At 39.4% G+C, this 24,052-nt stretch carries 21 protein-coding genes; 15 read left to right on the plus strand and 6 right to left on the minus strand.

Annotated features, from left to right (window positions below; genetic code table 11):
- Positions 1-14 precede the first annotated feature (14 nt).
- From ACPUYX_RS15150 to ytaF, 7 genes are all read left to right on the plus strand, one after another.
- Positions 15-692: a response regulator transcription factor gene (locus tag ACPUYX_RS15150; RefSeq protein ID WP_426380466.1), complete on the plus strand. Its 678-nt coding sequence runs from the start codon at positions 15-17 to the stop codon at positions 690-692.
- Entirely contained in the window at positions 682-1,923 is a 1,242-nt protein-coding gene (locus ACPUYX_RS15155) for a sensor histidine kinase (RefSeq protein WP_426380467.1), read from the plus strand. The genes ACPUYX_RS15150 and ACPUYX_RS15155 overlap by 11 nt, the downstream gene beginning before the upstream one ends.
- Before the next feature lie 91 nt (positions 1,924-2,014).
- Entirely contained in the window at positions 2,015-2,893 is an 879-nt protein-coding gene (locus ACPUYX_RS15160; protein ID WP_426380468.1) for a hypothetical protein, read from the plus strand.
- Positions 2,894-3,065: 172 nt separating this feature from the next.
- The gene (locus tag ACPUYX_RS15165) at positions 3,066-4,022 is read left to right on the plus strand and encodes a substrate-binding domain-containing protein (protein WP_426380469.1); all 957 of its coding nucleotides are present in this window, start codon (positions 3,066-3,068) and stop codon (positions 4,020-4,022) included.
- A gap of 198 nt (positions 4,023-4,220) precedes the next feature.
- Entirely contained in the window at positions 4,221-5,390 is a 1,170-nt protein-coding gene (locus ACPUYX_RS15170) for a cache domain-containing protein (protein ID WP_426380470.1), read from the plus strand.
- A gap of 202 nt (positions 5,391-5,592) precedes the next feature.
- Positions 5,593-6,492, plus strand: coding sequence for a formate/nitrite transporter family protein (locus tag ACPUYX_RS15175; RefSeq protein ID WP_426380471.1), 900 nt, complete (start codon positions 5,593-5,595; stop codon positions 6,490-6,492).
- Between the two features lie 190 nt (positions 6,493-6,682).
- Positions 6,683-7,315 (plus strand): sporulation membrane protein YtaF, encoded by a 633-nt coding sequence (gene ytaF, locus ACPUYX_RS15180; RefSeq protein ID WP_426380472.1) that lies wholly within the window; start codon positions 6,683-6,685, stop codon positions 7,313-7,315.
- Positions 7,316-7,334: 19 nt separating this feature from the next.
- Here ytaF and ACPUYX_RS15185 read toward each other — a convergent pair whose 3' ends face one another.
- Positions 7,335-9,041 (minus strand): methyl-accepting chemotaxis protein, encoded by a 1,707-nt coding sequence (locus ACPUYX_RS15185; protein WP_426380473.1) that lies wholly within the window; start codon positions 9,039-9,041, stop codon positions 7,335-7,337.
- A 489-nt stretch (positions 9,042-9,530) separates the two neighbouring features.
- Between ACPUYX_RS15185 and ACPUYX_RS15190 the strand changes: the two genes are divergently transcribed.
- Positions 9,531-10,136 carry an isoprenylcysteine carboxylmethyltransferase family protein gene (locus ACPUYX_RS15190; RefSeq protein ID WP_426380474.1) on the plus strand — a complete coding sequence of 202 codons (606 nt, stop codon included), beginning with the start codon at positions 9,531-9,533 and terminating at the stop codon, positions 10,134-10,136.
- A gap of 300 nt (positions 10,137-10,436) precedes the next feature.
- Here ACPUYX_RS15190 and ACPUYX_RS15195 read toward each other — a convergent pair whose 3' ends face one another.
- The gene (locus tag ACPUYX_RS15195; protein WP_426380475.1) at positions 10,437-12,494 is read right to left on the minus strand and encodes an LTA synthase family protein; all 2,058 of its coding nucleotides are present in this window, start codon (positions 12,492-12,494) and stop codon (positions 10,437-10,439) included.
- A 337-nt stretch (positions 12,495-12,831) separates the two neighbouring features.
- A complete protein-coding gene (locus ACPUYX_RS15200) occupies positions 12,832-13,503 on the minus strand; it encodes a GNAT family N-acetyltransferase (RefSeq protein ID WP_426380476.1) in 672 nt (223 codons plus the stop codon).
- A gap of 249 nt (positions 13,504-13,752) precedes the next feature.
- Between ACPUYX_RS15200 and ACPUYX_RS15205 the strand changes: the two genes are divergently transcribed.
- Entirely contained in the window at positions 13,753-15,609 is a 1,857-nt protein-coding gene (locus ACPUYX_RS15205) for an ABC transporter ATP-binding protein (protein ID WP_426380477.1), read from the plus strand.
- A gap of 5 nt (positions 15,610-15,614) precedes the next feature.
- Here the strand turns inward: ACPUYX_RS15205 and ACPUYX_RS15210 are convergent, their stop codons facing one another.
- Entirely contained in the window at positions 15,615-15,917 is a 303-nt protein-coding gene (locus ACPUYX_RS15210; RefSeq protein WP_426380478.1) for an aspartyl-phosphate phosphatase Spo0E family protein, read from the minus strand.
- Between the two features lie 43 nt (positions 15,918-15,960).
- Positions 15,961-16,284, minus strand: a complete 324-nt coding sequence (locus ACPUYX_RS15215) for a response regulator (protein ID WP_426380479.1) — start codon at positions 16,282-16,284, stop codon at positions 15,961-15,963.
- A 254-nt stretch (positions 16,285-16,538) separates the two neighbouring features.
- Here ACPUYX_RS15215 and ACPUYX_RS15220 point away from each other — a divergent pair, with 254 nt between their 5' ends.
- From ACPUYX_RS15220 to citF, 4 genes are all read left to right on the plus strand, one after another.
- On the plus strand, positions 16,539-16,922 hold the full coding sequence (locus tag ACPUYX_RS15220; protein ID WP_426380480.1) for a nitrite reductase: 384 nt from the start codon (positions 16,539-16,541) through the stop codon (positions 16,920-16,922).
- Positions 16,923-17,215: 293 nt separating this feature from the next.
- Positions 17,216-17,488 (plus strand): citrate lyase acyl carrier protein, encoded by a 273-nt coding sequence (gene citD, locus ACPUYX_RS15225; protein ID WP_426380481.1) that lies wholly within the window; start codon positions 17,216-17,218, stop codon positions 17,486-17,488.
- A gap of 43 nt (positions 17,489-17,531) precedes the next feature.
- Positions 17,532-18,236 (plus strand): HpcH/HpaI aldolase/citrate lyase family protein, encoded by a 705-nt coding sequence (locus ACPUYX_RS15230; RefSeq protein ID WP_426380482.1) that lies wholly within the window; start codon positions 17,532-17,534, stop codon positions 18,234-18,236.
- Positions 18,237-18,260: 24 nt separating this feature from the next.
- Positions 18,261-19,802 carry a citrate lyase subunit alpha gene (gene citF / locus ACPUYX_RS15235; protein ID WP_426380483.1) on the plus strand — a complete coding sequence of 514 codons (1,542 nt, stop codon included), beginning with the start codon at positions 18,261-18,263 and terminating at the stop codon, positions 19,800-19,802.
- Between the two features lie 862 nt (positions 19,803-20,664).
- Here the strand turns inward: citF and ACPUYX_RS15240 are convergent.
- On the minus strand, positions 20,665-20,970 hold the full coding sequence (locus ACPUYX_RS15240) for a hypothetical protein (protein ID WP_426380484.1): 306 nt from the start codon (positions 20,968-20,970) through the stop codon (positions 20,665-20,667).
- 512 nt (positions 20,971-21,482) lie between these two features.
- On the opposite strand from ACPUYX_RS15240, the gene ACPUYX_RS15245 reads away from it, so the two are divergent.
- Positions 21,483-22,982 carry an Lsa family ABC-F type ribosomal protection protein gene (locus ACPUYX_RS15245; protein ID WP_426380485.1) on the plus strand — a complete coding sequence of 500 codons (1,500 nt, stop codon included), beginning with the start codon at positions 21,483-21,485 and terminating at the stop codon, positions 22,980-22,982.
- Positions 22,983-23,563: 581 nt separating this feature from the next.
- Positions 23,564-24,010: a MarR family winged helix-turn-helix transcriptional regulator gene (locus ACPUYX_RS15250; RefSeq protein ID WP_426380486.1), complete on the plus strand. Its 447-nt coding sequence runs from the start codon at positions 23,564-23,566 to the stop codon at positions 24,008-24,010.
- The last annotated feature ends 42 nt before the right edge of the window (positions 24,011-24,052 follow it).

Consider the following 24,052-nt stretch of genomic DNA (forward strand, 5'->3'; position numbering starts at 1 on the left):
GGTGGTGAAAAATATTGCGATTACTATTAGTTGAAGACGAACCAAGGCTCTCAGAAGCCTTGACCTACATTCTTAAAAAGAATAAGTATGGAGTAGACACCGCCTATGACGGGGAAACTGGGCAAACTATGGCTGAAACGGGAGTTTACGATTTAATTATCCTTGACCGAATGCTGCCCCGCAAAGAAGGGGTTGCCGTCTTAAAACATCTGCGTCACCAAGGTATCAATACTCCTGTCCTGCTATTGACAGCTAAAGATTCTATTCAAGCCAGAATTGAGGGACTGGACGCAGGTGCTGATGATTACCTTATCAAGCCTTTTTCAACAGACGAACTTTTGGCGCGAATCAGAGCCTTAGGGAGAAGACCAGGCCAAATTCAGGGTGAAACACTGGTTTTGGGCGGTTTTTCCTTTCGCCCACTTCATTGTGAATTAATGAAAGATAACCAAACGATCAAGCTAACGTTGAAAGAATCCTTGCTTTTAGAGCTTTTTATGCGTAACCCCGGACAAGTTATTACAAAAGAGCAGATACTCGACCGTGTGTGGGGTCTTGATTCGGATGTTGAAGCCAATAACGTGGAAATTTACGTCCATTACCTGCGCAAAAAGTTAAATTCACCGAACTTAAGAATCGATACAGTACGAGGAATCGGCTACTGTTTAAAGGAGGGGTCCGATGTTTCGTGAATTGAGGCTAAAATTAACACTCATTAATGTTGGTGTCATGGCTTTTCTCTTGCTGATCTTTACCATTGGCACGTTTTTTGTCATGCGGGTTCAAGTTATTAACCAATCCCAACAATTAATGCAGATTATTGCCGGCGAAGCAGGTTCAGGAACCATCGTCAATCCGCGGGAGCATGATAAGCACCTCGCTAAATATTTTTATATTAAAACCGATGATTCCGGAAAAATCACTGAAAGTTCTTCTGACATCCCCATGACGCTCGAACAATTAACCCCCTTAGTCGATAAGGCGTTTCACAAGCCCAATTCCCGAGGCGAAGCAGAAGTCAATGATGAAACATACACCTATTTGAAAATGCCCCTCAAACAAGGTCCAGGCTATGTGATTACCTTTGTTGATCTTGAACGAGATAAAGATATTCTTCAAGAACTGCTGCTGACTCTTTCTGGAGGCGGAATCGTTTGCCTGGGGCTGGCGTACTACGGCAGCCGATTTATGGCTGATCGGGCGATGGCTCCCATAAAAAGTTCCTGGCAGCGTCAGCAGGAATTTGTTGCAGATGCCTCACACGAGCTGAGAACCCCTCTAAGCGTCGTTCAAGTTAACTTGGATATTGTCAAAGGAAATCCTGAGGAAACCGTGGCCAGTCAGGCAAAATGGTTAGACTACAGCTTGATTGAAATACGGCGCATGTCTAAACTCGTTGACGATCTGCTCTTCCTTGCACGAGCGGATTCCCAGCAGCAAACCTTAAACCTGGAATTATTCTCCCTCAGTACGGCCCTGAATGAAGTGTTCCAATCCTTTAAACCACTGGCTGAAACGAATAACATTTATTTAGAAGCTTCACTGAATACTGCCGCAGACTATTATGGCGATGAAAACAGAATTAAGCAACTGATTGTTATCCTTTTGGATAATGCCCTTAAATACACTGGCCCCGGAGGACAGATTACTCTTAGTCTGCAAAATTGGGGTACCCATGCAGAAATTACTGTATCCGATACTGGAGAAGGAATTGCGCAGGAACATTTGACTCAAATTTTTGAACGTTTTTATCGCGTGGATCCTGCCCGCTCTCAGCAAAGAGAAGGTACCGGATTAGGCCTGGCCATTGCCGACTGGATCATAAAATGCCACCATGGCCGAATTAAGGTAACAAGCGCCCCCGGGAAAGGAACCACTTTTGTAATCAATCTTCCCCACCAATCTTTAAAACTTGAAACTTAAAGCTTGGCACCAAAACTAAATCCCCAACGTAATCTAGATTAAGACATGTTCTATTTTCGTAAATTGGTTTCGTGAGGGGAGGAGAGAAAATTTGATCGATTATCATTGTCCTCATCAATGGGTTCAAACTACTCCATTTATACCTGCTTGGGTCCAGGAAATGCCTAAAACTCCCATCTGCCCGCCAACCGTCCCTCCGATTTCCCCCAACCCTTTTATCCCCAGTACTGCAACCATGCCAATATGCCTTCCCTTAGAAATGAAAAAGACAGGACCACAGTCGGTTTTAATCACAGTATCTATTCCAACAGAATCAATTTTCACATTACCAACAAAAGCACTAGAAATTAAGACCATCAAAAAGCATTTAAAGTTAACCCAATGCCGCTTTTTCAATTCTCCACCGCCAGTATGTGGTATTCCTCAGGATACTCCAAAACTATTCCTAGGCGGGTTTGTCCGTAAAGATGTTCAATATTCCGAACCTATTCGCCAAACTGCAACAACAGTCGAAGGCTCAATCAAGGATTTTGTCATAGACTTGCCCTATTCCTGCGTCGTCGACCTTAACGGTATCCGCGCCATTGCACCTACCCTTTTCAGCAGACAAGCAGAATATGAGTATGCATTAAAATCGGGCGATCTTTCAGAATACAATCTGATTAGCCGGGAATTCCTTAATAAAGCGCCCAGTCATGACCTCATTTTCAGTCAGATCCATGAAATGGATAATACCCTTGATCGCGTACCAATGCCTGGCGGGCCTTTTGAAGAAGGCCTTTTTAAAACCGTACAAGAAAAGATGATCATTTTGCTGCAACTGGAACTAACATTCCCAGTCAATAATATTACCCAGCAAACTTCCAACCCTCAAAATCATGATCATCATCATAAAGAGCTGCACCGTCATCATTCGTTTTTTTCTCTAACTGTAAAATTATTAAAAGCCCTCATTAAGATTGAAATATAGTACAACTCCCCTAAACCTATACTTTTATCATCCTATACACTTGATAGGGTGATTTTTTTGAATTTACGATATGCTATAATAAATTTACTATATGGATAGTACTTTATGCTTAATTAAATTTTAGTTAATACTTAACAGTGAACATTTTAAGGAGAGATAGGTGCAGTTTATAATGCCAAATGATGTTTCTTACACTCCGGAGGAAGTTGCGAAAATCCTTAAGATTTCTAAATTTACCGTTTATGAAATCATAAAACGAGGTGAGCTAAAGGCTTACCATATTGGACGTAAAGTTCGAGTAGAAGGTGCAGACATTGAAAGTTATAAACAAAAACTGAAAGGGATGTCCAGCCCTTCCGCGAATACATTGCCCTCTAATTCCCCTGCGCAGCTTACCGAAGCGAATCAACAGGAATCCTCAGCAGAAGCCTTGGTTATCTGTGGTCAAGATATCGTCTTAGATATTTTAACCCGTTATTTAGAAAAACAATTCCCCCACGTGCGCTTTCTTCGCCGTTATGTGGGAAGTATTGATGGCTTAATGTCCCTTTACCGCGGGTTAGCCAATGCTGTAGCCGTCCATTTATGGGACAGTGACAGCGATGATTATAATCTTCCTTATGTGCGCAGGATTCTGCCAGGCCATCCGACTTACATAATTAACTTACTTTTTCGGGTTGAGGGCTTTTATGTTGCCAAAGGGAATCCGAAAAATATCCTAACCTGGAGTGACCTTACAAAACCCGGAGTTCGTTTTGTCAATCGTGAAGTAGGATCAGGAGCAAGAGTATTATTGGATGAGCAATTAAGACTTCTGAAAATTCGCCGTCAAGATATTCTTGGGTATGGTGATGAGGAAATGACTCACCTGGCCATTGCCAGTAAAATCGCCCGATCTGAAGCAGATGTTGGTTTAGGAATTGAGAAGGTTGCCATGCAGGTTAATGGGCTCGATTTTATCCCCTTAAAGAAAGAACGCTATGATCTTGTAATCCGCCAGGAAGATCTGGAACGTGCTCATTTTCAAGCATTAATGAGCATCCTAAAATCGCCGGCGTTTCAAAACGAAGTTTCAGGGATTGGAGGATATGATTTGTCTCTGATGGGCCAAATTATTGCTGAAGTTTAAACATGCCTTGTCCCAGGCTCTCCTAGAAACTATCGTGGCATCACGATAGTTCAATTTTTTAAGTCATACTTTTTCTGTCCAAATACCTGAATGAACATGATCATGATCATGTTCAATTCTTGATCCGGCTAAAAAGGTATTTCAATATTAATCGCGAATTTATTCTTAATTATTAGTTATCAGCAAAGAGGTGATTATTTGCGTTCGCTAAAACAACAAATTCTAATCTTGCTGCTGGGTTCCCTCGTTTTATTGGCAGCATGCTTTATCGTTGTACTCGGCTGGTATATGAAAGATAAGGCTGAAGCGGCTGCTTTTATAAAGGCCCAAACAGATTTAGCAACTTGTGAGGAAATAATTGATAAATCCTACCCCGGTACTTGGGCTGTTCAAAATGGCGAGCTTTATAAAGGGCCTGTTAAAATTAACCTAAATAATCAATTAGTTGATCATTTATCTTCCCTCACTGGAGATACTGTTACAATTTTTTTGGGTGACACAAGAGTAGCAACGACAGTTCGTGGTTCGAACGACGAGCGAGCCATCGGAACCAAAGTCTCGTCCAGCGTAGCCCAAACCGTGTTGCAGGATGGCCAAACATTTATCGGCAAGGCCAACGTCATAGGCCAATGGTACGAAACCGGATACATGCCCCTGCGAGCTGAAAACGGTAGTATTATAGGAATGTTCTACGTAGGAATTTCCCACGCCTACGATCAAAAAACCATTACCGGATCACTGATCACTCTCGCGGTCTTAGGATTGGCATTAACATTCTTGGTATCTCTTATAGCCTGGTTCTTCCTGCAAAAGTTTGTTATTAATCCTTTGCACGATATTACACTGGGAACTAGGGATGTGGCAACAGGACATTTAACCGAAAAAATCAAAGTCTCTGGAGCAAAGGAAATCGAAGAATTAGAAGACGCCTTTAATCAAATGGTTGAAAAAATCCAATCATTAACGGACGAATTGAATCGGACGACAGATACCTTCGAAAATAATTTTGTGTCTAAGAGTAATCCCCCCGAAATTTCCTTGGAAACAGATGATGAATTCTATGATCCCACTTCAATCTTCACTGAAACCTCAGATCCGTCCTCAACGGCAAACTCCCCTCCGGCGTCTGATTCTCCCAGCGAAGAAGAGTTACCCAAAGGATTAAATCAGGCGACCCTTGAGCATATCGTACAATTCATTCAAACTACTCACCGGCCTCTTTCTGCCGAAGAAGTGGCTGAAAAGGTCAAGTTGACAAGAGTTACCGTCCGACGTTATCTTGAATATCTAGAACAACAAGGTGTCGTAAAATCCGAACAGAAATATGGCCGAGTCGGTCGTCCAGTTAAACTATTTATCTCACTATAAAGCCCGATATGGGCTTTTCTTTATTTACATAATTAAAATAGAATATTTTCCTTACTTTCAATATTACAAAAAATACTTTTTAAATTTTCACAAACAAGACAATTCAGATAATTACCTCTAAACTAAAAATAACGGATCAGCGCTCTACTCCCCCTGAGTAGCTGAGAAGTTAATTGGAGATTAAGTAAAGGAGTGGCTAATTATGGAGACAAAGGGATTTTTAACACCGGCGGAAATCACCGAATCCACAATCCAGACAGGAATGAAAAAAGTTGCACTGCCTATACCGAAGCAGATCCTCTTAGGCATTTTAGCAGGAGTATTTATAGCCTTTGCTGCAGAAGGCTCAAACATGGCAGCGTTTAATCTATTTGCCAAACCAGAGACCTATGGCCTCGGCAAAGCTTTAGCCGGCGCTCTCTTCGGAACTGGACTTATGCTCGTTATCCTAGCCGGAGGAGAACTATTCACCGGTAATACTCTAATCTCAGCTGGTGTTTTTGACGGCAAAATTAAAATTACTGAAATGCTTAAAAACTGGTTTTTTGTCTATTTCGGCAATTTCATTGGTTCCATATTTATTGCTTACCTTATGGTTCAATCCGGATTATTTAGCAGCAGCGCCGGTCTCCTGGGAGGAATTACGATCAAAATAGCTTCTTATAAAGTCGGCCTCTCCTTTTCGTCTGCCTTTTATCTGGGACTAATGTGCAACTGGCTGGTTTGTTTAGCAGTCTGGATGGCTTATGGAGCTAAAGATATGCTGGGAAAAATATTTGCCATCTTCTTTCCAATATGGCTGTTTGTGACTTCCGGCTTTGAGCATAGTGTGGCTAATATGTACTACATCCCTGCCGGGATCTTAGCAAAGTCAAACCCCAGCTGGGCGGCGGCCTCTCATCTAAGCCCACAGGCCCTCGCGGGATTAAACTGGGGAACCTTCGTTATTAATAACTTAGTTCCGGTGACTCTGGGCAACATTGTCGGAGGCTGTGTATTTGTAGCCGGGATTTATTGGCTTGTCTACAGAAAAACCGCAACTGAAAAAGCTTCCCTGTCGTCCCTAACAAGTCATGAATTAGAAATGAACCCAGGGAAATAGTTATTACCAAACTATCATAATATGATCAAACTATATCGAATAAGCCGAGATTTTTCAGAAATCTCGGCTTATTAATACTTGGGACAACCCTATTGCAAATCATTTCCTCTTATGATTCAAAGCTATTTAACACCACAGCTTTTCCCCTTGAATATTCTATCCATGGATTCAGGAGAAGGGGGAAAGTCCGATGCACATATTATCTGCCTTATTTGTAGGTCTCGCGGCAAACCTTGATAATTTTGGAGTAGGTATAAGCTACGGAGTTCAAAAAATCCGAATTCCATTCCTCTCCAACTTTTTTATTGCCCTATTATCAGGAGTCATAACTTTTATTGCTGTCTTCACCGGCCACTTTTTGAGTCACTTTATTGCTGTCGCAAATATGCTGGGGGCTATCTTAATCATCCTAATCGGAATTTGGGTTACAATCCATAAGCCAACCGTAGAACAGGCCTTACCGGCTGCTGTGCCTGTCATGAAGACTTATTCTATTTCCATTAAACCACTCAGCACCATTGTCAAAATTACAAGAAACCCTTCCATGGCAGACATTGATGCTAATGGCTTTATCTCATCCAGGGAAGCCCTAGCCCTTGGATTAACGCTCTCCTTTAATTGTATAGCAACCGGAATTGGGGCCGGCTTAACTGGGCTTTCTCCTCTGCCGTTAGCGATTTCAGTCTGCCTGTTCAGTTTGCTGACAATTAGTTCTGGCTATTGGGCCGGATGGAAAACGGCCTCAGACCGTCTCGAAGGTTACTCCCAATTCCTTGCGGGAGCAATGCTGATACTGATCGGGATCTATGAACTATTAAATTAGCACTTTAAATACATGTACATTATACCTTAAACCTTCCGATCAATTCACTTAACGTACCAGACAGAACGACCTGAGCCTGTGCCGATTGGCTGATTTGTTCAATCGCCAAAGTTGTCTGAAGGATACTCTTGGAAATCTCTTCAGAGCTTGTAGCCGACTCTTCAGCTGTTGCCGTAACGTTTTGGATAGCCTGACTGATTTGAGCTGTGACTGAACTAATAGACTGAGTCCTTGACGCTATTTCTTGGGACATTTGACTAATAAAACGAGCATCTTCTTCATACAGTATTCCTGTCTGGGCATAAGCTTCGTAATCTGGTTTAACTCTATTTTCGATAAACCCGAGCAATTCCTGAGTATTTGTAATGAGATTATCGAAAGCTCTTTGTACAACACTAATTACATTATATATATTTCCGACAGCCGACTGTGATTGTTCCGCTAACTTACGGACTTCATCGGCAACCACTGAGAACCCTCTGCCCGCATCCCCTGCTCGTGCTGCTTCAATGCTGGCATTAAGTGATAACAAGTTGGTTTGTTCGGAGATACTGCCGATGGTTTCAGCCATTACTTTAATTTCTTCTACAACTTTTGCTTCTTCCAACGCCTTTTTGACATTTACTGCCTTATCGCTGTACAAAGAATCTGCTTCTTCTACCGCCTTAACCCCTTTATTCTTGACATCACTTGCACGATCGCTGATCTCTAAGGCATTATGCTGCCCTTCGTCGGCTTTTTGGGCAAGCTGTTTGCTGAACTCTTCGATCTCCACTGACGAAGCTCCAACTTCCTCCGTACTAGCGCTCAGTTCCTCAGAGCCCTGAGCAATTTGTTGGGTAGAATGCTGGATCGTCTGCATAGTTGCATACAATTCCTCAGTCGTCGCTGATAATTCCTGCGACTGTGCATTCATGGTCTGACAGCTGTCGCTGATAGACGTAACCAGTTCTTCCATACTTCTCGTCGCCTTATTGATAGAGAGACCTAGTTGACCTATTTCATCATGCCCGTAAATAGTAAGCTGCTGTGTTAAGTCATCATTTCCCAGAGCCTCAGCAAACCGAACAATATTACCTAGCCTTTTGGTGAGATTTCTCGATAAAAACAGCCCCAAGGTTAGAGCAAAGACAATGCTGATCCCAATAAGAATAAACATAATAACAAGAGTCCGTTCATAATTGACTTGATTGGCTGCCTGCCTCTGATCAGCATCATGTTCATGAGAAACAATTAACTTATCTAAAATTCCTACACTTTTATCATTGGCTTGAAAAAATTGATCCATTAATATACTGGCATCCTGAAGTTTCCCTTCCTCAACCAGTTGCATCATTTTAGTTCGTTTATCCCGATAATCGACCTGATTCTGTTTGAAATCATTAAAATATTGAGTTTCGGCATTTGAGAGATTAGCGCTATACATTTTCTCATAGTCTTGTTCAGTCTGTGTATTGACTGCGGAATTTTCGGTGATAGATTGTTTAATCGTCTGTTGCTTAGTTTTATCGTTGGCAGTGTAATAAAAAAGTATGGCTAACGAACGATTTTCTAAAAATTTAGCTCGCAAGGTGTCAAGTTTCTCCATAGCTTTAAGTTCATGAGAATAGATCTTGCTTCCATTGGAATTAATCGTTGTTAAGTTTTTCACCCCAATAAAACCAACTAGCCCTACTAGACAAGCAAGTATTAAAAAACCGCTTGTCAGCTTGATCTTCCAAGACAAATTGTTGATAAAACCCACCTTTTTCATCTCTCTTTCAAATATCGAATTTTATTGTCATTATACTACATATTTTTCCACGTATTAGGTAAGTCAGGAAAGCGAACTATTCGTTCTTTCTATTTTGAAGCAATTCATTTAATACATAAGAATTTTTAAAAAAGACGGCCCAAGTTACCTGTTTATTCAATTTTTCACAAACTAAAGACGTTGATCTCCTAATTTAAGTAATCATTTCAAATGTTATCTATATAAATTATAAAAAAAAATGGTATTCACTTAAAAAGAAATATCGTCGTAATTAATAAAATCGAGGACAGGAGAAATAATTTTAAGTCTCAAGATCCTGAAAATTCTCTTTATTTCTTTTCGGGAGCCCTTACCCAAAAGTAACTCAATCACTTCTTAGTTCATAAAATATTCAGAGTAATCTTTTACAAAAACAATACAGCTAAACCAGTTTTGCCTATCAAAGGAGGTCTCTTGCCAAATATGTTCTGGAGATTTATTTTCTTAATTGTTTATTTAGCCTTTTTTCTTGTCCGCTCGCATTTTGGAATCAAGTTTCAAAATACTGAAGAACCGAAAGATCATTTAAAAGACCTAAATCTTGCCATCCAACGTGAGGGTAAGATAAGCATGTCCTTGCGTTCAATTCTTTCTTTAGTCATGCTGCTAAGTATCGTAATTTATGTCATAAGCCCCTCCTGGCTGCAAGTATTTACCTTGTCCTTCCCTCTTTGGTTAAGGCTTACAGGGCTAGCCTTATCCTTAGCCACACTTCCTTTGCTTTATTGGTCGCATCGTGCTTTGGGGCGCCAATATTCGCCGGATCTCGATCTAAAAGAGGGTCACAAACTTATTACGAGAGGTCCCTATAGCATAATAAGGCATCCTATGTATACGATTCTCATCGCCTTTATGATCAGCATTTCACTCTTCTCAGCAAGCACTTTGATCTTGGTGCCTCATATGGCAGCCCTTCTTCTGCTCCTCTTGCGCTTAGACAAAGAGGAAGCTATGCTCATTGAAAAATTTGGCGCAGACTATCGGGAGTATATGTTAAAAACTGGACGCCTTCTGCCAAAATTTAATTAAGGTGCCGTTGCAAAGTGCTTAAGCTTCCCTCATAAAGTGAACTCGTTCAGCTAAAGCTGAACATCGGGGCTTCAGATGGGGACTCTACCCCACCTGAAGTTAATGAAGGGCCCACCCCCACTTATAGATGTGAAGGTCTTAAAACCGGATAAAACCATGCATAAATAGTGGTTTAAATCATCCACTTATATGCATGGTTTTATTTACAAAAACGTATAAATATTCGGTTATGCAACAGCCTCTGGCACATCTTTTTCTCTGCCGCTTTCTTTTCGAGTAAGTTATGAAGCAGCAGTCATATTAGTCAATTTTTAAAACATTAGATTTGGAGATAACCTTATTCCTGCTATCAGATAGTTTAACCTGAAACGTTGTCTTTGCCATGCTTTTGGGCAGGTCAATCGTTAAGGAATCAGGGCCGAAATAGGTGGTTTTGACTGCTTTGCCGTTTAAATATACTTGATCATTTTCCACAAAGTTATTTCCTTCAATCATCAATGAGCTTTCAGATGTTATAACGTTTGTAATCACCGGTTGAGCATCACCCTGAATATAGCCGGTGTTCAGCGGCGGCTTATGATCCGGTTTAAGGTCATAGCCATACTCTTTGCCAAATAATAAATCATATTGCAGCAATTCATAATCCTTAAAGGTATCTTCGGATAAATTGGCCGCATTCCAATAATCTTTATTAATAATCACATCAGCTCCTTTTTGCATCAAATTAGAGAGCAGATCTGTCATAGGGCTGCCAGACTTTTGAGCAAGCTGAAGAGCATAGGCTCCCATGAAATTTGATGACAATTTAAGGTTGTGATTTACGGTTGTCGAAAAGTTATTCCAAGTTACAAAAGGAACGCTGTGAAGGTTTAAATAATCTTGATAAGAATTGCCGTCTTTGATAAAGCCTGCCTCTTTGTATACACTATAATTATCACCAAGCATTGGCAGATGGTCACCATAAAATATGACCATTGTCGGTTGATTTATTTGTTTTAAGCCATCAATAAGCTGTTTCAAAGACTGATCAACATCGGAAATTTTATTGGCATAGTTATCCAGAATCGCTTGAGACTGCGGGCCTAGATTAGTACCACTGGCTTTTATGGTATTTCCGGGGTCCTCAGTAGTATCATAAGGGCCGTGATCTTCCATGGAAACCGCATAGATAAAGTCAGGTTTATCCGTTTCTTTTACCTCATTCAGAATTTGTTGCGTAAGTACCGTATCACGAATGTAGGGACCTTTGTACTCGGGGTTGTTTAAAAATTCCTTAGTAATAAATTTATTAAAGCCCTCAAGTTGATAAACTTTATCCCTGCTATAGAACCAATCATCATAAGTATGGATGGCAGAAGTGGCGTAACCCTGCCGGTTGAGGATTGTAGGTAAAGCCTCAATAGGGCGATTAACGTATTGATCATAGGCGATAGAACCATTAGGCAAAAACTGCGTTGAAAAGCCTGTCATGGCTTCAAACTCGGTATTAGCCGTACCACCTCCGTAAACAGCAGAAAGCATCGTCCCGCTTGTTTGAGATTTTTGCAGTGAGTGGAAAAAGGGAATAGGATCCTGACTAAAAGAAACGTTTTTCATTAAAGTCGGATCCCAAAAAGCTTCACTCATAACAAAAATAATATTAGGTTTAAAATTAGCATTCACGGGATAAGAGGATGTATTATTTTGAATAATAGTATTGATTACGTTCTCTTGATAGTTATCGGGTTTAGTGACCTTTAAGTATTCTGTATCCATAAGAAAGCCAAGCATAGTTCCGTTTTGTTCATAATTAAGAGACTGGCTATACGTAATTAATTGTAAGGCAAAAACATTTTGGATGGAGTTAAAGAATGAATAGAAAATGAATACGACGAAAAAAGAACAAAGAAATACGATAGACCGATAGCGTTGTTTTCTTTCTTTAGCAGTATGTTTAAGTATGAACCGTATCAAAGCAACTGTAACAATAAGTAAGACTCCAAGAACAACAAAAACATTACGAAAATGATCAGAAATACCCATCGCTTCTTTGGCCAAAAGAAAATCTGAAGGGAGCAGAGGGTCTCCTTTGATTTTTAATTTTTGTTGACTGATAAAGCCCAAAGCAGAAAATAAAGCCAGAAATATCGTCGCTGTTACCAAATATGCTCGTTTAGGTAAAATATAGAATATGTTAATAATACCAAACATCAGTAAATAACTTAAGAAAAATTCAGAAGGATAACTCTTAATCCAAGTTATGGCCTTCATTATGCTTCCATTGGAAAAACTCTCTAAGGCTATCAAGACGAATAAAGGAACAGTAAGAATGAACAAGACCTTGTTTTTGGTTATTATTTTTAAAACCTGGCTAAACACAAAAATCGTTCCTCCGTTAATAAAAGTAAACATCAAACATTATAGCAAATATATCTCAAAAATAAGTGACAAATATTTGAAGAATTTGTGAAATATACGCTGCCAGTATTTAATTATCTGCCAAAAAGGAAAACAATATGCCAATATTATTGAATATATCAGGCCTTAAAAAAACCTCAAAGGCTCACTACATAGTGTGCCTTTGTATTTAAAATAAGTATGCAAATATGTTTCATTATCTAAGTATTAAACAAACAAACCCGTTAAGCAAGCTATGTATATGGCTTAAATCTCATGAGTTTCAAACATAATAGCCAATTATCATGTCTTAATTAATCTAAAGCAAGCGAGAAAAGGAAATTGACGTCTCAGAGGCTTCTTCCTTTTCCCACCCATCTTTTATGTAAAAACTTATAGCTCTTTGATTCCAAGGCAATGCCGATAATCCTACTTTTTTAAACCCCAGTTCTTTCATCTCTCTACAAAACTCGGCGGTTAATTCATTGGCAACGCCTAATCCTCGATAGCTTCTATCGACTGCCAGGGCCAATAACCTTGGTTGTCGAGATAAGCAAATTTCCTGTTTCTCTCTGGAATCACGAACCCTCACTGAAAAGGAAAACAGCGCCTTCAGCGCCACATGTACGTGTCCAAGTCTCTTTGTGATATGACTTCGAATAAAAGAATCCTTAAAGAATCTGGAAATAGTAAGGTAAACTAGTGTCATAAAATTGTCTCGATAAAATTCACGAAAAGGGTTATCGGAGGTCGTAGCTAAAACGAAGCCGATCACCTCATTCCTATACTTTGCTACATATCCAGAATTCGCATCGGAATTAACGAATTCCGAAATAAAAAGCGTTAAAAATTTATGTCCCATATGCCCCAGAAAGTGATTTTGAAAGGAACGTTTATATAATCGAGCGACCAAAGGTATATCCTGACTTTGCAGATGCATAACGTCTATATTACATTTACAATTGTGATAATTAAGGCTATTATTTGGCACGTAAGCAAATACCTCTCTTTTGAGAATTTCTGATGATTCGTTTTATGATTCTTCTCAAATATAGATAAACTTACCCAAGATTGGAAAAATCAAAGGATATAATTTAAGCATAATTGATAAGTTTTAAGATATTGTCAAGTCACTATGGGGGTTATATGAAGATCCCTTTAAGATTCTCAAACAAACTTCCAATATTGCCTCAATTTGTAAATAATAAATTACTAAACGTTAAGAGAGGTGTTGTTTCCTATGAGTGTAGATTTTCGCGGTCTGGGGTTTGGCGCTGGTTCAGGTGGTACGGGCTCAGGAGGAAAACGTTGGCAGTTAAGAGAACTGGCGCAAAACGAACATCTCGATTGGTCTATCATCAAACGAGTTCTAAAAGCATTTATTCCTTATTGGCCTAAAGCCATCCTCGTGACAATCATCATCTTTATTACCTCTATAGGTAGTGTTCTGCCTGCTTGGTTAACTCAAAAAATCATAGATGATGGTATTCAAAAAGGGCAACTGCCTACCGTTATTATTTTAACCGTAGCGCTTATTGCGGCGGCAGTTGTCACAGGTTTACTTGGAGTTTGGCAAAACTGGCTTAGCAATCAAATTGCCCAAAACGTTATGGCAGATTATCGATTAGATTTATTTCGCAACCTTCAGCGGCAAACGGTAAATTTCTTTGCATCCCGTCAGTCCGGAGATCTTGTGTCTCGGATCATCAATGATGTTACAGCAATTCAAAATGTCATTACTTCAACCCTAGTAGGATTTATCAGTAATCTCCTTACCATCGCAGTAACCTTGTTGTTAATGTTTAAAATGGATTGGCGGATGTCTGTATTGGCTATAATTGTTGTACCTGGCTTCGTAATTCCAACGCAAAAGGTCGGCAGAGTAAGGCAGAAAATTCAAGCAGAAATTCAGCAGTGGTTATCCGCATTGACAGTACAACTCAGTGAAGCCCTCGGAGTAAGCGGAGCACTTCTGATCAGGATATTTAACCGTGAACCTAGAGAAGAAGCGAAATTTTGTCTCGCCAATGGAAAATTGCGAGATTTGCAAATACGCCAGGGACTCATTGGCCGCTGGCTGTTCATGTGGTTAGGTATGTTTTCTTCAATAGGTCCTGCCGTGTTATGGGGTTATGGAGGATGGTTGGTAATACATCACGAAATGAATCTTGGAGTCATTGTCGCCTTCACAACGTTATTATCTAAATTGTATGGACCGTTGAGTCAGTTAGCCCAAATCCACGTTAATGTTCTCTCATCGATTGCTTTATTCCGGAGAATTTATTCGATTTTGGATATTAAACCAGAAATTCAAGACGGTCCAAGAACTATTCCGCCTAACAGCGTCAAGGGACGTCTTGAACTAAACGATGTTTTCTTCTCTTATCAGCACGAAACTAAGGACGGGGAGGCAAAACTGGCTCTCTGTAACATCAATTTAACGGTAGAGCCCGGGCAAACCGTTGCCCTCGTTGGTCCAAGCGGAGCAGGAAAAACCACACTCTTAAATTTGATACCTCGGTTTAGCGATCCACTATCAGGTTGTCTGTTTCTGGATGGCATAGAATGTCAAAGCCTATCCCTGGAATCTTTAAGAGCTCAGATGGGGTTAGTACCCCAAGACCCTTTCTTTTTCCACGATACGGTCTACAATAACCTCCTTCTCGCCAACGAAAAGGCCAGCCAAGAGGATATGGAAACAGCTTGCCAAGCGGCTCAAATTCATGATACCATTGTGGATTTACCTCAAGGTTATCATACTGTCGTCGGAGAACGAGGATATCGTCTCTCCGGGGGAGAACGACAGCGTTTAGCTATTGCAAGAGTATTGCTTCAAAGCCCTCGTATCGTTCTTTTAGATGAAGCAACGAGCGCCTTAGACACAGTTGTTGAACGGAAAATACAGGACGCTTTGGCCTTTCTCTTAAAAGGAAGAACCGCAATCGTCATTGCCCACCGTCTCTCGACGATTCTTGCAGCTGACAAAATAATTGTTTTAGATAGAGGTGAGATAATCGCTTCAGGAACCCATCAGGAACTTGTCGAAAAAAACCCTTTGTACAAAAAACTCTATGAGACCCAATTTTCCCTTCCCTAAACTTTTCAACAGCTTGAAAAAGTCAAATCCCTTGCCTCAAGTGAACTCGGATGGACTCTATCCCCACCTAAGCAAGGTATGGAAACTACTCCCACTTGAAGTGGAGCCATACGATCGGATAATTCATGATCGCTGTCATCAACCTTAAACTTACCCTTTAGCAATCCCTTTCGAGGATTCAACTGTCGACTCATATACTTTACAATTTCCACATCAAGTTCTTGACTAATAGTTAATACCTCATCTGAAGAACATTTTCCCCAAGCTGAATGGAGTTTGGACCTAAGGAGTTCAATTCTTTCTGTCATAATTAGTCCTCCCCCAAAATTTCTAATGTTTTTCCCCTATCTATTATTCAGGAAAGTTTTCCATAATAAACCCAACAGCACCTAGTGAAATGGCATCTTTGACCTGGTGTTCATTCCCCACAGAAGTAATAATGATAATTCTGGCACCGTTATCTATTTCTTTAATCATTTTAATAGCCTTAAGCCCATCTAATTTGGGCATGGTAATATCCATGGTAACCATATCAGGCTTAAGTTCATTATAAAGCTGTATAGCTGTCAACCCATTATCAGCTTCACCTACAACTTCAAAGCCGCTGGTTTCTAAGAGGTTTTTAATAGAACGTCTCTTTAATGCTGAGTCGTCAACAATTAATGCTCTCTTCAATTACTTAACACCTCATGTTCTTCTTGTGAACAACATTTAATTCCTTATTGTCTATTGTAACAATTTATAAACTAGACGATAGTACACAAGGTCATTGATTTTAATGCCAAAAGCACTTACCTCATGCTGATAGCATTTATAATTTTAAGATTAATATTATATTTTAAATTTTCACAATAAACCGTAAAGTTCATTTTTAGATTATCTCGTTGTATAATATTTAATAAGATATACTTTTTAGGGGAGTTCATATTATGTCTTTAAACGATGATAAAAACAAGATGATCGAAACTTGCCAAGCCATCTTAGAATCTTGTGATAAGCCCTTTGTTTGGGAAGAAGAAGGTTCTTATAAATATGGCAACTTTAAAAAACCTTTTAATTTGTTTTTTCCACATCCGCAAATCGATGCAGAGTTACAAAGGTTGTTTGAGGAATTTTCTAATTCTTCTTATTTATACGATCAGATTAAATCGATCTGTACCCTCGAGGCTGAATGGTCTGAGTCAGGAACATACGGTTTAGATAGGGATTTTACTTGTTACTTTAGCAAATTCGCTTTAAAACCCGAATATGTCGAACAAATCAAAGCATATTTTAGTCAGCGCCTTAACGAATTGCAGAAGGAATCTAACTAGAATGCATAAAACCTATTCTTATACTTGATTTTTCAATTAATAATTGGCATATAATTAAAAAATTTTTCTAATTAATGAGGTATTTGTCTTTATTATATGAAACTCAGTTTCATATAATAAAACTTATAACATTAGATAACATGTCTCTTCTTAATAGCTGCAAATGCCAAACTCTTCTTTCCGCTTGATAATGTTATTACATTTGGGTATGTTAGGAGTTGATGGTTATTGTTAAATTAGAAGTATTTTGTCATGATTAATTACTCAAGATTATGTACGAGGAGGATTAAGCGATGAAAATTAATAAGACCGCGCAGGCTGGAGTTTTGGAATCCAGCGATGTACTTGTTACCGTTGAACCCAATCCCGAAGGTGGGATTAAAGTTGAGCTCGAAACAAAACGTGTTATTCAGAAACAATTTGGCAAGCAAATCGAGAAAGTAATTCTTGAGACTGCACAACAAAGCGGCGCCGAAGATGTACTTATTAAAGCTCAGGACAAAGGCGCATTGGATTATACATTCAGGGCTAGGGTTCAAGCAGCGCTTCAAAGGGCTTCTCTTTAGCCTTTTATAGATGACTAAGATAATATGAAAAGGAGTATCAAGAATGAGCCAAAACAGGAGTATGCTTATTATTCCAGGAAATAGCCCTAAGGGGCTTCAAAACGCTCCGGTATTCAACCCGGATTTACTTGTCCTTGATCTGGCTGATGGTGTGCCGCTTGAAGATAAGGACAGCGCCCGCTTACTCGTTAAAGAAGCCATTGGTTTTATGGATTATGAAAATACCCAGGTTGTCGTAAGAATTAATTCCCTCCAATCAGGTTTCGGAGCTAAAGACATTGAGGTCATTACCCCGGTTCAACCCATTGCTTTTGCTATTCCACAAGGAAGCGTTGAACAGCTCCAAGACATTGAAATCCTTTTAAAGGAATCCGAAAAGAAGGCGGGACTTAAAGAAGGAAGTATCGGGTTGATCCCAGTGGTTGAAACCGTTAAGGCTTTAGAACAAATGTCTTCGCTTCTCAACACTTCCCCCCGCATCAAAGGTGCCTTTTTCAATGCCGAAGGTCTTGCTCAAGAACTTGGAATCATTCGCAGTAAAGAAGGCGACGAGATTCTCTATGCCCGGAGTAAGTTTGCCATGGCTTGCCGAGTTGCCGGCATGAATAGTTTTGATACTTCCTTTACTGACAGCAACGATTATGAGGGCTTGGAGAAGGATTGTTTTAAAGCCCGCAATCTCGGCTTTACCGGTAAAGCTGCCATTGATGGCCGGCAAATTGATACAATTCATAAAATCTTTGTTTAATCAAATGGAAACGAGGGGTATCGCATGAAAAATAGTGTCGGACGTGAAATTCCAGAAAGTATTGAGGGCTACGGCCAAGTGAAACCCTTTGGCGGAGCTCTGGCTAATTACGGAGAACGCACTAAAACATCAGTAAAACTGCGTTCTGTTAAACCAGGTGATAACAAACTCGTAGAGACTATTGATGAAGTGCTCGATAAAGTCGGCATTCGTGATGGTATGACTGTTTCCTTCCATCATCATCTCCGCAATGGAGACTATGTCATTAATCTGGTTATGGAAGCTATAGCCAAGCGCGGAGTTAAAGATATTACCGTTGCCGCAACCGGTATTTTCAAGATCCACGAACCACTTGTTGATTATATTAAGAGCGGAGTTATTACCGGAATTTCGGTAAACTATATTGCACCAGGTCCCGTTGCCACAGCTATCTCTAAAGGATTATTAAAAAAACCTGCAGTTCTCATGAGTCATGGCGGACGCCCTCGGGCTATCGAGAGCGGCGACTTGCATATTGACGTTGCTTTTATCGCTGCTCCAACAGCAGACTTTTACGGCAACATGAACGGAGTTCATGGAAAAGCGGCTTGCGGAACATTGGCATATGCCGTTTCGGATGCCCAATATGCTGATCACGTTGTTGCCGTTACGGATAATCTTGTTCCCTATCCGGCTTGCCCTATTGAAATCAGCCAAGATTACGTTGATTATGTTGTTAAAGTTGATTCAATCGGCGATCCGAATGGAATTGTTTCCGGAACTCTGACTGTAACCAAAGATCCTGTGGGTTTGCGTATTGCTAAACTTGCGGCCCAGGTTATTGAAGCAACAGGATATATTAAAGAAGGCATGTCTTTCCAAACAGGAGCAGGCGGGACTTCCTTAGCTGTTGCGGCTGAAGTTCGAAGGTTTATGAAAGAAAAGAATGTCGTTGGCAGCTTTGCGGCCGGAGGTATCACTGGTTATATGGTTGATATGCTTAACGATGGGTTATTCCGCTCCCTTTTTGATGTTCAGTGCTTTGATTTAAAAGCTATTGCTTCAATGCGTGACAATCCTAAGCACCAAAAAATGAGCGGTTCACTTTACGGAAATCCCCATAATAGAGGTGCCGTCGTAAATAATCTTGATGTCATGATTTTAGGTGCCACCGAAATTGATACCGACTTTAATGTTAATGTTGTCACCGGTTCTGACGGAATCATTATTGGGGCTTCCGGCGGACATAATGATACTGCCGCCGGCTCAAAACTGGCTATCGTCGTCACTAACCTAACAAAAGGCCGTCTTCCGGTTGTAAAAGACCAGGTTACAACGGTCACCACTCCTGGAGAGACAATTGATGTTCTTGTGACAGAACGAGGGATAGCAGTTAACCCTGCCCGGCAAGATCTTATTGACAAACTTAAAGATACTGACCTGCCAATCGTCCCGATTGAAGAATTGAAAAATATCGCCGAACGTTTAACCGGCAAGCCAGAACCCATTGAATTTACCGATCAAGTCGTGGCTGTTGTTGAATATCGGGATGGAACGGTCATTGACGTCGTTCGAAAACCACTCTAAATCAAAATCAGATTTATCTTGGGCAAACGTTTGTATTTTAGATCTACTGAAAATCATTCCAGTTTTAGATAAACGTACCCGATTACTGAGAACCCCATGTTTTAGCGACATGGGGTTCTTAACTTCACCCCTAAACCAATTGCCTCCACCAATGCATGTAAGCACAAATCCAGGATAAATATCTTATTTTAAAACAAAATGGCCATCACCTTCTTCAAGTGACAGCCCGATTAGACCCATGTTTTGTCATCCATGACTAGTTTTTAAATGTTGTGGTTTAATTGCATAATCTCTTTTTCCCGGCAATCTTCGAACCAGTTTAAAAATCTGATAACACGAGGTAACGGTTACAACCGCACATGAGCCAAGAAATATACACAGCATAATCATTGAAATCCATGCTAACATAATAACGCCTCCCCTTAAACAGTTTTGTTTGATCTAAAAACTTGTTCACAGAATGACTATCATACGCTGTTTGATTAGTAGTTAATCTATTAGAACGTCCTTGGGATAGTGATTACAATCACAAATCGTTAGGCACTAATAAACTCTTGTCTTATTTTTTCTTAGCCTTGAGTTTACGATTCACTTCCTCCTTATTTTTTCTTGTGCTAATAATAACATTCTCAAGCTTATAAGTCTATAGGTAATCACTATTTCGCTGATTAGAATTTTTAATAGCGAATGTATTTTGCTATCTAATCACGCCTCATCATTTTACTGATCTCCCAGAGAATTTATCTATTCGGTTAATCCATTATTCATGCGATGCTAATAAAAGGATTAAACACAACTGAAAGCAATATTATAGGTAAGAAAATTATTTTTTCCTACTCTCCTTCTTTTTCCCTAATGTTACTTAGGAATGACTTCTATAAATCATAACGTCTTCATTGATAAGACTAAAACCGCAATCTAACCAAAACTTTTTGGCCCGCAAATTTTTGGGCTTTAAAATTATATCAATTTTAGGCGGAAAACCTTCAAGAAAAAAACAGATAAATGAACTTCCTAACCCTCTGCCTCTGGGATAAACAATAAAATGGATAATTTTAAAAACCGATTCCTTGTAATTAAAGCGTAATTGTATTTTCTCTAAAGGGTTTTTATATGTATAGATATATTCATTGCTATATTGATCAATAAGTCTCTTTTCAAGCTCCATGCTATTGTAGTTCTCTAGATATCGTAACATAACATCTAAACACCTCTCAGAACTATCATTTAAATTTAGATCTAAAAATAGTCTAGCAGGTATCGGTTAAAATTTTAGCCACAATAGGTACCTAAAATGAATGAATTTCTCTACTCTCGTGTCTTATATTGTCGCTATTTGTATATCCAGCTATCGATATAAATCAAATGGTATATTCTAGCAGACTGAATTTAATAAAGCCTTATTGCTTTTACAAGAAATAAATAGTAGTATTAAAGCAATAACAGAAGATTGGAGTTGAAAAGATGCGTAATTTTTCTTGCTAAATATTAAGCATGATCAAATAAGTATGGTTATCCTAATACCGCTTGTTTTGTTGTGCATATGCAAGAAAGTTACTATCTATTCACTCAAATAATACATCCCTGCCACACCTATATTGGTTTGGTTTTGTTGTGTATTTGCGAGCTGCAAGAATTAACTTTCTTGCAGCTCTTAATTTTTCACAGGAGGATAAACTTATGTCGCTAATAAATGTTACAAATCTGACCTTTGCCTACGATGGCAGTTATGATAATGTCTTTGAGAATGTCAGCTTTCAGATTGACACAGATTGGAAACTGGGCTTTACGGGCAGAAACGGCAGAGGGAAGACAACCTTTCTCCATTTATTGCTTGGCAACTATAAATACAGCGGTCATATTTCTGCCAATGTCAGCTTTGAATATTTTCCGTTCAACGTTGAGGCTAAGGAAAATAAAACCCTCGATGTTATTAACGAGATTTTCCCAGATTATATTCATTGGGAGTTAATACGCGAACTCTCCCTGCTCGACGTTTCTGAGAAAGTTTTGTATCGTCCTTTTGATACATTGTCAAACGGAGAACAAACAAAAGTGCTGCTCGCAACGTTGTTTCTTAAGGAAAATAGTTTTCTATTAATTGATGAACCCACTAATCATCTTGATATGACAGCCAGAAAATTGGTTAGCGACTATCTCAAGACCAAACGGGGGTTTATTCTTGTCTCACATGATAGGGCTTTTCTAGATAACTGCATCGACCATATCTTATCAATTAATAAGACTAATTTAGAAATCCAAAAAGGTAATTTTTCCTCTTGGTGGGAAAATAAACAAAGGCAAGATCGCTTTGAGCTTGCCGAAAACGAGAAGCTAAAAAAAGACATTGATCGCTTGACCGATTCTGCCAAACGAACGAACAACTGGTCCGATGAAGTGGAAAAAACTAAAAAAGGAACCAGAAATTCAGGAAGCAAGCCCGATAAAGGGTACATTGGCCACAAGGCAGCCAAAATGATGAAACGCTCTAAGTCAATGGAAAAAAGACAACAATCGGCCATTGATGAAAAGTCTATGCTTCTCAAAAATCTTGAAAACTCCGATAGCCTGAAGATTTCACCCCTGGCTTATCCTAATGAACGATTCGCTGAACTCGAAAATGTTTCCATTTATTACGATGAAAAGGCGGTTTGCGAAGCTATAAGCTTTACCATTGAGCAGGGGGATCGGATTGCCCTTATTGGTAAAAACGGCTCAGGAAAATCAAGCCTTTTAAAGCTAATTTGCGGTGAGTCTATAAACTATACGGGTAATTTCCGAAAAGGAAGCCAACTTGTAATATCCTATGTTTCGCAAAACACCTCACATCTTCAAGGTAATTTAAAAGACTATGCTCAAGACAACGGAATTGATGAGAGTCTTTTTAAAACAATTTTAAGAAAGCTTGGTTTCGCCAGAGTTCAATTTGAAAAGAATATCGAAACATTTAGCGGCGGCCAGAAAAAAAAGGTTCTGATTGCCCACAGTTTATGCGAAAAAGCTCATCTCTATATTTGGGATGAACCACTCAACTATATTGATGTAATATCCCGTATACAAATCGAAGAGTTATTGCTTGAATACCAACCGACTATTTTATTTGTTGAACATGATAGGTCATTCAGCGAGAACCTTGCGACAAAGTTTGTAAAATGTTCGGATACTTGTAAATCCCTCTAAGATTTGTTACTCAAAATCTATTTCAGGCTACCTATGCCAGAGCTGCCGCCGCTGGCACAGCTTACAGCCTAAGACGCTTATCAAGCGGAATCCCGCCATTTATTCTGCTTCCTATACTCCACTCCATAGCGCAGGATCAGGACCTATAAGACCTTCAACCGGACTATCCTTGGAACTGTAAACAGTGAACTCGTTCAGCTAAAGCTGATCATCGGGGCTTGTGTGACGAAGGTGTCCCGCGGACACTTTCGCCGAAAGCGCCTAGCCCATAACAAATGCTATCGCGTTGAAGGGTTGACTCTAACCCCCACCGAAGCAAGGTATGGGAACCACTTGTAGAAGTGTGAGTCTTACGATTAGATAAAGAAAGCGTTTGATTGTTATCTAAAACAGAAAATTAATGATTCTATAAGAGATGTCCAAAGCTATCAGTTAAATAGGTTTTGGACACTCTTTTTCATTAGTTACCTTCAGAAAACTAAACAAATTGACACCTCAGATCATTTGTCATATAATTAATTAGAATTCTAACTAAATTAGTCTCTAAATATTATAATTCTTTTAGCAAAGAAGGGATAAGATTGGATAATCACAGAGAGGATAGGATCTATGAATTTTACCTCAGAAATATTGTTCACGCTATCAAACAACTGCAAGATTCAAAATTGACTCCTTATAATATTACAAATCAGCAGGCCCGATTATTAGGTGACATTTATGAACAACTACAAAAGGAAAAACAATTATGTCAAAAAGATCTTGAACACACTATGAATTTGCGAGGGTCCTCCATTACTAGTTTATTACAGGGATTAGAGAGAAAAGGATTTATCTCCAGAAATTCTGGAGAAGATGATGGACGAACGAAACAACTGCAAATTACCGAAAAGGGAACAACGTTAATCAAAGAGATGGCAGAAGTATTTCAGAATGTAGAATCTTTACTACTTCGGGGAATGACTGAAGACGAGAAGGAAACCTATAAAAAACTACTAAAAATCTCTTATCAGAACTTCAAGATAAGATGATTTTTTTAGGTAATTGCTTAGAATTCTAATTAATTGTAAGGA

It is taken from the genome of Desulfosporosinus sp. SYSU MS00001 (assembly GCF_049943955.1).
Lineage (GTDB): Bacteria > Bacillota > Desulfitobacteriia > Desulfitobacteriales > Desulfitobacteriaceae > Desulfosporosinus.